The following is a 13534-nucleotide window of genomic DNA, read 5'->3' on the forward strand; positions in this document are numbered from 1 at the left end:
AGTTATCCCCCTTTAATCTCGCTGATTTCAATTTGTGGCAACAATTCCTCAATTAATTCCCTCGTACATAGGTCGGATGAAAAGGCTGTCGCACTACCTGAAGCAACACTATAACGAAAAGAGGTATAAACACTGTCCGTCTTTTCAAACATTCCGATGAATCCCGCTACCATGGAATCCCCAGCACCCACTGAGTTGATAACCCTTCCTTTAGGTACATTTGCAACATATGATTTTTCTCTTGTGCAAAGCACAGCGCCATCCCCTGCCATCGATACGATTACATTTTGCGCACCGGCTTCCACCAATTTCATGCCATATTTGCTTGCATCTTGGACATTTTTAATTTCAGTCGAAAAGAGCTGTGCCAATTCGTGATGGTTGGGTTTGATCAGAAATGGTTGATACTGAACGACATCCAGAAGTACTTTCCCGCTTGTATCAACCACCACATTAACATCCTTCGCCGAACACATTTTCATCATCGTTACGTATGCATCATTGGGAAGACTTGTTGGGATGCTCCCGGATAAAACAAGCATATCATTCGTTTGAAGATCACTGATTAAGCTAAGTAGTTGCTGATAACTTTCTTTAGTTATTTCAGGTCCTTGACTATTTATTTCCGTCTCGAATTCTGTTTTTAACTTAATATTGATCCTGGTATCTCCATTTATTTTTGTAAAATTCGTATAAATCTCCTCGGTGTTTAAACATGCTTTTACGAACTCTCCAGTTTGTCCTCCTATAAAACCTAAAGCAGTTGTATCATTTCCTATCCTTTTCAATACCCTCGAAACGTTAATTCCTTTACCTCCAGGATATTTCTTATCCAAGCTTGTTCTGTTCACCGAGCCAATCTGGAAATTCTCCACCTCTACCAGGTAATCTATAGAAGGATTGAGTGTTACTGTATATATCATTAAATCGTCACGACCTTTATTTTCGGATTTTTTAAGAGCTGTTCAACAGCTTCCTCGTTATTATTGTCCGTGAGTACAATGGTTCCGCTTACATCTGCGACTTTAGCAAAAGTGACTTCATTCAATTTTGAACTATCGGCAAGCACATAGGTATCACTGGATAAACTAATTGCCATCTTCTTCAACAGTGCTTCTTCAGGATCTGGAGTTGTCAAACCTAATTCAGGATGGATACCATTCATCCCCAAAAAGCATTTATCGAATCGGTAATTATTTAAAAACTGTACCGCTTTACTGCCAACAACCGCATTCGTGGAAAATTTAATGGACCCACCTACTATTAAGGTGTTTATTTCTAGTTCCATCAATTTTTGAATATGCATGAGGCCATTCGTTAAAACGGTTACATTCTTATCCTTTAAGTAAGGAATCATTTCAAAGGTGGTTGTGCCTGCATCTAGATAAATACAGTCATCATTTTCAATAAAAGATGAAGCCAACCTTGCTATGAGTTTTTTTTCGGATATTGCTTTATTTTTCTTTTCCATAATTGTGGGTTCCATGCCTTTTCTTTGGAGCAAAGAAGCTCCACCATGAACACGTTTTAAATAGTTTAATTCCTCAAGTAGAACTAGATCCCGCCGAATGGTAGATTCTGAGGCTTGCAAATGATCGACTAGCTCCTGCAATTTTACTATCCCTTGTTGCTTAAGCAACGAGAGGATAATTTCATGCCTTTCCGTTGTCAACAATGACCTCACCCCCAATATATTACCATTATCATATCTTGATTTGTCAGATTAATCAATCAAAATCATTCATTTAATTTCAAAATCATTCAATAATTTTAAAAAACATTCATTATTATTAAAAAAGGGTATATTTGCTAATAATAGTAAAAAGAACGTATCCGTATCCTTCAATTTCGCAAAAAAACCTCTGCCCAGATGACAGAGGTTTCTTTAAATATATTATGCTATTAGTTTTGTAATAAAAGTTGTTCCGGATCTTCTAGCATTTCTTTGATTGCCACTAGGAAACCAACAGCTTCTTTTCCATCCACGATACGGTGATCATAAGATAATGCAAGATACATCATCGGTCTGTTTTCGATTTGATCTCCAACAGCGACAGGACGAGTCTTGATTGTATGCATTCCTAGGATACCAACTTGTGGAGCATTTAAGATTGGCGTTGATAATAGTGAACCGAATGTACCACCATTTGTAATAGTGAAGGTACCACCAGATAAATCTGAAAGCCCTAATTTATTGTTACGTGCTTTAACCGCTAAGTCAGAAATATTCTGCTCAATTTCTGCGAAGCTTTTACGGTCAGCATCTCTAACAACTGGAACTACTAGGCCTTCGTCAGTGGATACAGCTACACCGATATCATAGAAGTTCTTTTTAAGAATATGATCGCCTTTGATTTCAGCATTCAATAAAGGATACTTTTTCAATGCCCCAATGACCGCTTTTGTAAAGAATGACATGAATCCAAGTTTAACATCATTAGCTTTAACGAAAGAGTCTTTGTGACGGCTACGCAATTCCATAACTGCTGAAAGATCGACTTCATTGAAAGTTGTCAGCATTGCAGCTTCAGACTGAACTTGAACTAAACGCTTTGCAATGGTTTGACGACGGCGTGTCATTTTCACAACTTCAATACGGTCATCATTCACTTCAACAGGAGCTGCGGCTTGTTTAGTAGCCACAGGAGCTTTTGGTGCTGCCACAGGTGCATTACTTGCAGCTTCGACATCTTGTACACGTACACGTCCAAGAGGGTCAGCAACTGGTATTTGAGTCAAGTCAATTCCTTTTTCACGAGCTAATTTTCTTGCAGCTGGTGAAGCAATAACTTGTTGAGTTGACGGCGCTTCTTTCGTTTCCGCTTTTGGAGCCTCTTTAGCAGGAGCCGCTTGTTCCACTTTAGCTGGTTCTGCTTTAACTTCTTCAGCTTTTGGTGCTGCTTTAGCAGGTGTTGAAGCTGCCGAACCGTTTTCGTCCACGACTGCGATAGTTTGTCCAACCTGAACAGTGTCGCCTTCTTCTGCTAATAGTTCAGTAAGAGTTCCTGTGTAATCAGAGATGATTTCAACGTTTACTTTGTCTGTTTCCAGTTCAAGGACATAATCACCCTTTTCAACGTGGTCACCAGGTTGTTTTAACCATTGCGCAATAGATCCCTCAGAAATTGATTCTGCTAATTCAGGCACTTTTACTTCAGCCATTTTATTTATCCCCCTCATTATTGCGTGTAATCGCTTGACTCATAATCCGTTGTTGTTCATTTTTATGGACAAGTGGATCTCCCTCAGCCGGGCTTGATCTACGTTTTCTGCCGATATACGTTACAGAAAGGTTTTTAGGTGCAGCCGCATTCAAGCGAGGTTCAACAAATGTCCAAGCCCCCATGTTTTTCGGTTCTTCTTGAGCCCAGTAGATTTCTTTAAGATTCGTATATTTTTTCATTGCTTTCTGTATACCAGTGAACGGGAATGGATAAATCTCCTCGATACTGATAATTTGCAACCAATCCATGTTTGGCTCTGAAGCTACTTTGTCACGAAGTTCCACAACTAATTTACCGCTAGCAAACACAATACGCTCAACCGCTTTAGGTTTGTTTCCTAGAGTTTTAGTTTCAATGAATGATTCAAAGCTTCCATTGCTAAATTCTTCAGCAGTGGATGCCATCACTTGATTACGAAGCAGACTCTTAGGAGTCGTGATGACAAGCGGACGAACTTGTTCTTGATCCAAAATCTTAGCTTGTCTTCTAAGAATATGGAAATACTGAGCTGCAGAACTTAAGTTAGCGACTGTCCAGTTATTTTCAGCGGCTGATTGAAGGAACCGTTCTAGACGTGCACTAGAATGTTCTGGTCCTTGACCTTCATATCCGTGTGGAAGCAGCATAACTAGTCCAGATTTTTGACCCCATTTTGCACGGCCCGCCGCGATAAATTGGTCAAAAATTACTTGTGCTGTGTTGGCGAAGTCACCGAATTGGCCTTCCCATAGGACAAGTGTTTCTGGAGCAAATACATTATAACCATATTCATATGCTAGTACTGCTGTTTCAGTTAGCGGACTGTTATGAACAGCGAATGAAGCTTTGGCGGCTTCAAGCGTATGAAGTGGTGAATATGTTTTGCCGTTAACGCTGTCATGAAGCATAATATTACGTTGCGCGAATGTACCACGCTCAGAATCCTGACCAGTTAAACGAATTGGTGTTCCATCATGTAGAATGGTTGCGAATGCAAGCGTCTCTGCATGGGCCCAGTCAATTTTACCGTTATCACCAAACGAATCTAAACGACGGGATAAGATTTTACCTAATTTTTTATTAGGCGTAAATCCTTCAGGCCATTTAACTAGTTGTTCATTGATTGAAACAAGTTCTTCCTTTGATACAGCTGTATCAATTGTCGGGATTCCTTTTTCAATGACACCAGGAGGATTAACCTCTTTAGAAGCTTCCGGTTTGTTACCAGAGATTTTTGAATATGCTTCAGCAAGCTTAGTATCCACTTGCATAGCCATTTCTTTCACTTCATCTTGTGTGAATTCTCCTGATTCTACTAGTTGTTTCCCATAGATTTCTTTAACCGTCGGATGCTTATGAATCAAGGCATACATTTCAGGTTGTGTAACTAATGGCTCATCCATTTCGTTATGACCGAAACGTCTGTAACCGATTAAATCAATCAAGAAATCTTTCTTGTATTTTTCACGATATTGGATAGCTAGATTTACGGCAGCCATACATGCTTCGGGATCATCAGCATTGACATGAACGATAGGTACTTCAAATCCTTTAGCTAGATCACTTGCATATCTAGTTGAACGTGAATCTTCACTCTCGGTAGTAAAACCAATCGTGTTATTTGCGATGATGTGAATGGCCCCACCAACTTGATACCCGCGTAGGCGGCTTAAGTTAAATGTTTCAGGTACAATTCCTTCACCTGGGAACGCAGCATCACCATGAATAAGAATTGCTAGAGATTTAGCAATATCTTGCACCGGGAAGCCTTTTTCTGTACGGTCTTCTTGAGCCGCACGAGAGTATCCTTCCACGATTGGACCAACAACTTCCAAGTGACTTGGGTTATTGGCAAGCGTTATTCTTGCTTTTTGGATATTTTCTTTTGTAATCTGTTTATCCAAACCTAAATGGTATTTAACGTCACCTGTCCAGCCATAATTAATGCCTGTTGAACCCTCAGATGGGACTAAATCCTTATTAGGAGAATGTTGGAATTCCGAGAAAATCACTTCGTAGGGCTTTCCTAGGACATGTGCAAGTACATTTAGACGTCCACGGTGAGCCATTGCAATATTCACATTGCTCGTACCATTTTGAACAGTTTGGGAAATCATTTCATCTAATACCGGAACCAATGCATCTAAACCTTCAATAGAGAAACGTTTTTGCCCGACAAAAGTACGATGTAGGAATTTCTCAAAACCTTCAACCTCATTAAGCCGTTTTAACAATAACGCTTTTTTCTCCTTTGAAACGACAGGGAACATATTTCCGGATTCGACCATATCAGTAAGCCATTGCTTTTCATCCAAGTCATTAACATGGTGAAATCCAAAGGCTATAGTTTTTGTATAAAGTTGTTTTAGATATTGAACAGCTTCGTATCCATCTTTTATATCTTCAGGTGCTTTTGCACATATAAGATCAGCCGGTATTTTTCTTAAATCTTCTACCGTCAAACCATACTTTTCAAAATGAATTTGTTCTGTATCTGGTTTTTCTTCTACTAATGGATAAATGCTAGAAGCAAGATGTCCATATGCTCTAATGTTTTCTGACAGTTTTACTGCAGACATAATTTTCTTCATTGAAAGAACGTCACCAGCTAGTGGTGCACTTTCCATTACAGTTCCTGCCTCAACGTCAAATGACGGAGGACCTGAAACCTCAAAAAAGTTTTTCAGTTCCGGATCAACTTCCTCCGGATTAACTTGAAATAAATCGTATTGCTCCATGACATATCCAAGGTTTGGACCAGAAAAAGATTTCCATGGGTCGTAAGCCTTAGCATCCTTGATGGTCATTTTGTAAACCCCCAAATTTCTCTCATAATTTCGTTTTATCCATCCCCAAATTTCTTTCTTCTAACATTTCCCCAAATAGATAATTTATAATAAATAACTTGGTCATTGAATAATAAAATTTTAAAGGATAAAACGTTTTCAGATGTTATATTAACATGTTTTTGTCGAAATATCCAAAGGTTAAACTACTTTATGCACCCTTTTTCAAACTATTTTTCTGTTTGGTTCGTCTTATTTCGTCTTAAATAGTCTTTTTATCTTTTTAAAGCCTCTTTTTTCTAAAAAAAGATTTTTCTATTTTCGCATATTAATTCATTCGACTAAGAATTCGCCCACTTGGACCCCTTCCAATCAAGCAAACTCCCAAGCTGTCAAACTTAAGTTTCCATACTGAAAAGTACGGTGCAAAAACTTCGGAGCTTTATTGGAATCTCCTGCTCCCATTGCAATGATCAACGGTATCAAGTGACCTTTAGAAGGAACCGCCTCTGAACTATACGGCCCCATTTGTTCATAGTTAAACAATGTTTCTATGTCCCATTTCATAATCTGTTCTTCCACCCAATTTTCAAAACGGATGGCCCATCCTTCCGCAACAAGTAGATCTGGTTGGATCTGGTTAAAATTATGTACAAGCCCACCGCTTCCAATGATAAGCACGTTATTTCGCTTGAGGCCACCCAGCATTTTTCCAATTTCATACTGTTTTTCAAACGGGAGCTCTGTACTGATGGATAATGAAACGATTGGTATATCCGCTTTCGGGTACATGAGGTGCAAAGGTCCCCAAGATCCGTGATCGAGAGGCCTCCTTTCATCTAATTCCCCCCATACACCCACTCGTGACAACAAGGTCAGTATTTTATCCGACAGTTCCAAGCTTCCGGAAGCAGGATAAGTTACCTGAAAAATCTCTTCAGGTAAATCAAAGTAATCATAAATGACTTCATGCTTCTTAACCGCTGATACCAACTGCTCCTTACTTTCCCAATGGGCTGACAGAATGACTATAGCTGTTGGCTTTTCAATTTCTTTTATATAACCTTTTAAAAACTCCGTGTAACTGTTTTCTTGCAAGGCAAGTAATGGCGTTCCATGTGATAAAAACAACGAGGGCATCATAAAAACATTAAATCCTTTCCAAACTGTAATCAAATTCAAATCCTTTTACCTTAATTTACTATAGATAGGCCTTCCTTTCACTAATTAAATTGAACCTTTGGAGTTGTTTCATCTATGGTATCAAAGATATAGCCTTCTTTTTTTAGGATTTCGATTATCCTCGGCAAAGCTTTAACCGTATTTTTCATACTGTTGATATCATGTAAGAGGATATTAACATGATGTTGATCCTTTAGGCCTTTTTGTACCGAAGTGATGATTTGATGTTCACTTATCGTAGGACTAATTCCATCAGTTGAATCGATATTCCAATCTGAGTAAATATATCCTTTATCGGTTAATTGTTGGAGGATTCCATTTATAATTGGTTTTGTGCTTGCTTGTTGTCTAAGTCTATTTCGAGAGCCACCAGGAAGACGGACAATCTTGCTCTTTATTCCATAATCCTTTTCTAACATCGTTTCCAGACGATTTAAATCTTTAAAAAAGCTTTCCGTTGAACGATAGACGATGCCATAGTCATGTGTATAGGAATGTAAGGCGATTTCATGGCCTCGGGAAATCATTTCTTCATAGCATTTTTTAGCATACGGTTCTTCATTTCCTTTAACAAAAAAAGTCGCTTTTATTTGATAACGATCCAAGATGTCCAGGATATCCATTGTATTCGTAGATGGACCATCATCGAAAGTTAAATAGGCGATCTTCAGATTTTCTTTACTTTTCACGAGTGGTGTCATTTCTTCAGGAACCACTGCTTGTACTTGAACTGGACGTTCTACACTCAAAATTATGGAACAACCTAATACAATCAAGATTAATTTCAATAATTTCCTCATGGAAATCTCCCCTTACTTTTTACCATTAAGATGTACCAATGCAGGGGTTTCATTCAAAAAAATTGATTCGCAATGGGTTATAAACAGTTTTTTTGATATCAACATGAAGTTTTAAAAAGCTACATGAATTGGTAGAGCCAGCACTTCAAATTGAATTGCCAAACGCAATAAGACAGCGATTAGAAAAACCGCTGTCTTATTATTTAATGAATTATCTATCCACATTAAAGTATCTTGCTTCAGGATGCGCAAACACTATAGCCGAAACCGATGCTTCCGGTTCCATCATGAAACCTTCAGTCAACTCCACTCCAATATCTTGTGGATGGAGGAGGCGGAAGAGCTTTTCCTGGTCTTCCAGGTTAGGGCATGCCGGATAACCAAAAGAAAATCTTTGTCCCGTATACTTGGCCGCAAACCTCTCTTTCATCGTCATATCGATGGAGTCGCTGATTCCCAAATCGTCACGCATCAATTGGTGAATTCTTTCAGCAAACCCTTCAGCGGTTTCAAGAGCAAGCGATTGGAGGGCATGATTTTTCAAGAAATCTCCCTTCTTCTTGAATTTTTCTGCCCATTTTCTGATTCCTCTTCCTGCTGTAACCAAGAAAAAACCCACATAATCCATTTCTCCTGAAGAGATAGGCTTCGCAAAGTCCGCCAAACAAAGATGTGGACTTGAATCCTGCCTTGGAAAATCAAAAGTTTCCAATATTTCTCGATGATTATCAGGATTGTATATCACTAATTTGTCTCCATCGCTTTGAGCGGGGAAAAATTGATAAACGGCATTTAATCCATAATCAGGTTCAGCTTTTAGGAATTCGATTAGCTCATCTACCAAATCATTCAGTTGGATTGCTTTATCGTTACCCTCTATCAGCATTTCGACTACTTTTCCTTTTAAACCTAGGTGATGCCCAATCAACATCTGCCTATTGATATATGGTTGGATGACTTCAAGTGGATATTTTTTTAAGATATGCCTTTTGAGATCACGAGGTTTTTGAACCGGGACATCACTTAACGGTGCAGCACTTGTCGGCTTACGTTCAGGTTTTTCGATTAGAGCAGCAATGGCGGCATTGGCTTTTGACTTTTCTCGTTTGTTTTTCAATTCCTCTAGATATACTGATTTTTTGTTTGTGTCATGCAAAATATTAGTGACAGCTAAACCATCCATGGCATCCTTGGAATATAGAACAGGACCGTCATATTCCGGGGAGATCTTGAAGTCGGTGAATTTACGGGATAACGCGGCGCCACCCACTAAAATAGGAGTGTCAATACCAGCTTGTTTTAAATCCTGTGCAGTTAAAATCATCTGTTGCGCTGATTTAACTAGCAGGCCCGACAAACCGATTATGGTAGGTTGATGTTTACGGACCTCCTCAATGATTTGCTGTGGGGCAACTTTAATGCCCAGATCAACCACATCATAGCCATTGTTGGAAAGAATGATGTCAACGAGGTTTTTGCCGATATCATGGACATCCCCTTTGACAGTAGCCAATAGGATTTTTCCTTTTTTCGCATGATCCTCCGAGTTTTCCATAAGCGGTTCTAGGTGCGAAACGGCCGCTTTCATTGCTTCGGCACTTTGAAGCACTTCAGCAACAATCAGTTGATTATCATTGAACAATCGACCCACTTCACTCATTCCATCCATCAATGGTCCATTTATAATCATTAATGGTTCGTCCCCACGCTCAATTGCTTTATTCAGGTCTTCGATTAAACCTTCTTTCGTGCCCTCGATTATATAATTACGTAACCTTTCATTTAAAGGAAGGACGATTCCATCATCTTTCTTCTCAGCTTTTTTACCACGATAAAATTCAGTGAAAGTAGCTAAGGTTTCTGTTGAAGTTTCAAATAAAAGCGCTTCGGCAAGCTTAACCTCTTCTTCAGGTATTAACGCAAACCGTTCTAGTTTTTCAGTATTTACAATCGCATAGTCCAGTCCAGCCTTCGTACAGTGATATAGGAAAACGGCATTCAATATTTCCCTTCCACGTGAAGGAAGACCAAATGAAACATTGGAAATGCCAAGTATTGTCAAACATTCAGGGAATTTCTCCTTGATTGCCTTAATTCCTTTTACCGTTTCCAACGCAGAGCCGATGTATTGCTCATCTCCTGTACCAACCGGAAAAACAAGCGGATCAAAAATCAAGTCACTTTTTTTCAGCCCGTATTTGTTTACAAGCAAGTTAACTGAGCGAGTCGCCACTTCTATTTTTCTTTCGGCGTCCACCGCCATTCCAATTTCGTCGATTGTCCCTACTACGACGGCTGCTCCGTATTGATGGATAAAAGGAACAATTTTCTCAAATCGCTCTTCACCATCTTCAAGGTTGATGGAATTAATGATCGACTTTCCTTGAGAATGTTTCAATGCTTGTTCAAGGACCGCTTCATCCGTGGTGTCAATGACTAAAGGAACCTTTACCTTCTTGACGACCTCTTCGATGAATTCTTTCATGTCACCTAGCTCATCTCCATCAGGATCGGCCAGACAGATATCAATGACATGGGCACCTTTCTTAACTTGAGCACGGGCAATTTCTGCTGCCGGTTCATACTTCTTAGCACGAATCAGTTCCTTGAATTTACGCGAACCAATCACATTCGTTCTCTCTCCGACAAACAGAGGCCGCATCGAATCGTCATAAATTAGCGGCTCGATACCAGAGACAGCATGACCATGTGCTGACTCTGGTAACTTCCTTGGCTGAGAATCCTTTAGTGCTATCGAGAGCTCTTTAATATGTTCAGGTGTGGTACCACAACAGCCACCAATGATATTGACCCAACCTTTATCTGCAAATTGCTTCATCTTCCTGGCAAGGGAAGCCGGGGATTCATGATAGTGTCCCTCTTCATCAGGCAATCCTGCATTGGGATAACAGCTGATCGCATTATCCGATAAGCTCGCTAAAGTACGGATATGCTCCATCATAAACTCTGGGCCTGTCGCACAATTCAAACCAACAGCCAGAGGATTCATATGCTCTACCGATAAATAGAAAGCCTCTATGGATTGACCAGCCAACGTCGTTCCCATCGGCTCAATCGTACCTGAAATCATTATCGGCATATTCTTACCTGTTTTCGCGATAGCATTTTTAATTCCTGAAAAGGCTGCCTTCACATTGAGCATATCTTGACAAGTTTCCACCAGCAATAGGTCTACGCCACCGGCCATTAGACCGAGTGCCTGTTCCTCATATGAATCCGTTAATGTATCAAAGGTGGTTCCACCTGTGACAGATAAAGTCTTTGTCGTTGGCCCCATGGAACCCGCTACATACCTAGGCCAGGTCTCACTTGAGTATTTTTCAGAAGCTTTGACTGCCAGTTCTGCTGATACTTTATTAATTTCATAGGCAAATGAGCTTAGTTTATATTCTTCTAGTACTATGCCTGTCGCACCGAAGGTATTGGTCTCGATAATATCGGCTCCCGCCGCTAAATATTTTTCATGGATGGCTTGAATGATTTTAGGTCGCGTCAATGATAGATACTCGTTACAGCCTTCGTATTGTTCTCCGCCAAAATCCTCGGCTGATAGATCCTCAGCTTGAATCATGGTGCCCATTGCTCCGTCTAGAAGCAGGATCTTTGATTGTAATTGCATTTTAATTTCCTTTTTACTCATGTCCTTCCACCTCAGATGTTTGTTTACGATCCTGATTCTTAATATATAGGGTAAGCTCCGCTGTCATTTCATAACGTAGGAAAGGAGTTATCAGGTAAATCCCTTTAAACCTTTCCTTTGCGGCATCTATCAATTCCCTAGCGATATTTACAGCTTCCACTCTTGATTTTAATGGATCATTACCTGCTGAGGCCATTGCCCTCCTAACACTGTCAGGTAATTTAATCCCCGGTATTTCATTATGGATAAATTCAGCATTTCTCGTACTTGTAAGTGGCATAATCCCGATAAAAATCGGTGTTTCTAAATGTTTTGTCGCCTGATAGACTTCTTCAATTTGTTCAACTGAATATACCGGTTGTGTCAAAAAGGACTGAGCACCGCATGCAATTTTCTTTTCCATTCGCTGAACAGCCTTATCCATATACTTCACATTTGGATTAAAAGCAGCGGCAATCTTGAAATTGGCCTGTTTGCCTAGACTTTGCCCTGAATAGGAGTAGCCTTGATTAAATTGCTTAACAAGACTTATCAAATCGAATGAAGATAAATCATAAACTGAAGTTGCTCCGGGAAAATCCCCTATCTTGGACGGATCTCCGGTGATAACCAAAACTTCATCCAGCCCGACCGTATGCAATCCCATTAAGTGAGATTGAAGCCCAATTAGATTTCGGTCTCGGCACGTAATATGGACCAGCGGATTCACATCTAGTTTGGCCTTTAATAAATTGGCTATGGTAGAATTCGAGATTCTGGGTGAAGCAAGGGAATTATCTGCTAAAGTGATTGAATCCACACCCGCTTTCTTCAAAGCTTCTGCTCCTGCCATAAACGTTTCGATTCCTAACTTCTTTGGTGGATCCAGTTCAACTAGAATGGTTCTCTCGGTTTTGACCCTTTCATGAAGAGCTACTTCCTGTTTCTTGGTATTCACCTCAATAATATCGATATGCCGAGTTTTCGTAATTTTATCTTTAACTGGCGCCAACGCGCCAACCATTTTCTTCACAGCCTGTATATGCAGTGGTGTCGTACCACAGCATCCCCCTATAATTGTAGCCCCTTGTTTTCTTAATTCGAGTGCACTTGAACCAAAATATTGTGGTTCCGCTTTATAGACAAGTCTCCCATCCACATAATCAGGAAGACTTGCATTTGGATAGATGGCAATCGACGCCTTCTGAGGCATTTCCACTTCTTCCAATGCCCTTATCATATGATGGGGGCCTAGACGGCAATTCACACCAACGACATCCGCACCCAGATATTCCAGTTTTTGAAAAGCTTCATTCAAATGAAATCCATTTTGAAGGTTTCCAACTTCATGCATCGATACATTTGCTATAATTGGCAGCGACGTTTCTTTTTTAGCGATTTGAAGCACCGTTTCAAGCTCTTCAAAATCATAATATGTTTCAAGAAGAATCCCATCTGGGTTTTCCAGTAGCAAACTGTATAACTGTTCACGAAAACCCCGTTTTATTTCTTCAATGCTTAAATCTGATTTACGGATGCTACGCTGGGCGCCAATTGTACCAAAAACGAATGCCTTCCCTTTTGCAACTTGTTTAGCAAGGATGACACCTTGGCGATTAATCCGGCTAACTTCTTCTTCAAGCCCATGCCGTTTCAATTTATGAAAATTGGCTCCATATGTATTAGTTTGTAGAATATCCGCACCCGCTTCTAAATACGCACGATGTATCGACTCAATTTTATCAGGATTGGTACAGTTTATTTCTTCATAACACTGATCGATTCCATAGGAATACAACAACGTACCCATCGCTCCGTCCCCCACCAGCATTCTTTCTTTTAGTTCTTTACGAAAATCCATATATACACCCTCTCTCAAAAACACTATGGTTTTTGTTCGGTTTAAATGAGTTTGAGAGTAAA

General features: G+C 39.9%; 8 protein-coding genes. All 8 read right to left on the reverse strand.

Translation table 11 applies throughout. The annotated features are described in order from the left end of the window. Nucleotides 1–2 precede the first annotated feature (2 nt). On the reverse strand, nt 3–923 hold the full coding sequence (gene pfkB, locus ACQKL5_RS14620; RefSeq protein ID WP_427609614.1) for a 1-phosphofructokinase: 921 nt from the start codon (nt 921–923) through the stop codon (nt 3–5). Beyond that, nucleotides 923–1675 carry a DeoR/GlpR family DNA-binding transcription regulator gene (locus tag ACQKL5_RS14625; RefSeq protein ID WP_427609615.1) on the reverse strand — a complete coding sequence of 251 codons (753 nt, stop codon included), beginning with the start codon at nt 1673–1675 and terminating at the stop codon, nt 923–925. The genes pfkB and ACQKL5_RS14625 overlap by 1 nt, the downstream gene beginning before the upstream one ends. Before the next feature lie 227 nt (nt 1676–1902). Beyond that, nucleotides 1903–3162 carry a 2-oxoglutarate dehydrogenase complex dihydrolipoyllysine-residue succinyltransferase gene (odhB, locus tag ACQKL5_RS14630; protein ID WP_427609616.1) on the reverse strand — a complete coding sequence of 420 codons (1260 nt, stop codon included), beginning with the start codon at nt 3160–3162 and terminating at the stop codon, nt 1903–1905. A gap of 1 nt (nt 3163) precedes the next feature. Further along, nucleotides 3164–6010 carry a 2-oxoglutarate dehydrogenase E1 component gene (gene sucA, locus ACQKL5_RS14635; RefSeq protein WP_427609617.1) on the reverse strand — a complete coding sequence of 949 codons (2847 nt, stop codon included), beginning with the start codon at nt 6008–6010 and terminating at the stop codon, nt 3164–3166. A gap of 351 nt (nt 6011–6361) precedes the next feature. Continuing rightward, nucleotides 6362–7171, reverse strand: a complete 810-nt coding sequence (locus ACQKL5_RS14640; protein ID WP_427609618.1) for a dioxygenase family protein — start codon at nt 7169–7171, stop codon at nt 6362–6364. A gap of 41 nt (nt 7172–7212) precedes the next feature. Beyond that, the gene (locus tag ACQKL5_RS14645; protein ID WP_427609619.1) at nt 7213–7971 is read right to left on the reverse strand and encodes a polysaccharide deacetylase family protein; all 759 of its coding nucleotides are present in this window, start codon (nt 7969–7971) and stop codon (nt 7213–7215) included. Nucleotides 7972–8182: 211 nt separating this feature from the next. Beyond that, a complete protein-coding gene (gene metH / locus ACQKL5_RS14650; protein ID WP_427609620.1) occupies nt 8183–11632 on the reverse strand; it encodes a methionine synthase in 3450 nt (1149 codons plus the stop codon). Further along, complete coding sequence (locus ACQKL5_RS14655; RefSeq protein WP_427609621.1) at nt 11625–13472, reverse strand: bifunctional homocysteine S-methyltransferase/methylenetetrahydrofolate reductase; 1848 nt, start codon at nt 13470–13472, stop codon at nt 11625–11627. Before ACQKL5_RS14655 ends, metH begins: the two co-directional genes overlap by 8 nt. Nucleotides 13473–13534 lie beyond the last annotated feature (62 nt).

The sequence above is a fragment of the Peribacillus sp. NPDC097675 genome, assembly GCF_050277655.1.
GTDB lineage: Bacteria > Bacillota > Bacilli > Bacillales > DSM-1321 > Peribacillus.

Bases quoted from the DNA above. Each gene is read 5' to 3' on its own strand.
- pfkB (WP_427609614.1), bottom strand. From the start codon at position 923: ATGATATATACAGTAACACTCAATCCTTCTATAGATTACCTGGTAGAG.
- odhB (WP_427609616.1), bottom strand. From the start codon at position 3,162: ATGGCTGAAGTAAAAGTGCCTGAATTAGCAGAATCAATTTCTGAGGGA.
- sucA (WP_427609617.1), bottom strand. From the start codon at position 6,010: ATGACCATCAAGGATGCTAAGGCTTACGACCCATGGAAATCTTTTTCT.
- ACQKL5_RS14645 (WP_427609619.1), bottom strand. From the start codon at position 7,971: ATGAGGAAATTATTGAAATTAATCTTGATTGTATTAGGTTGTTCCATA.
- metH (WP_427609620.1), bottom strand. From the start codon at position 11,632: ATGAGTAAAAAGGAAATTAAAATGCAATTACAATCAAAGATCCTGCTT.
- ACQKL5_RS14655 (WP_427609621.1), bottom strand. From the start codon at position 13,472: ATGGATTTTCGTAAAGAACTAAAAGAAAGAATGCTGGTGGGGGACGGA.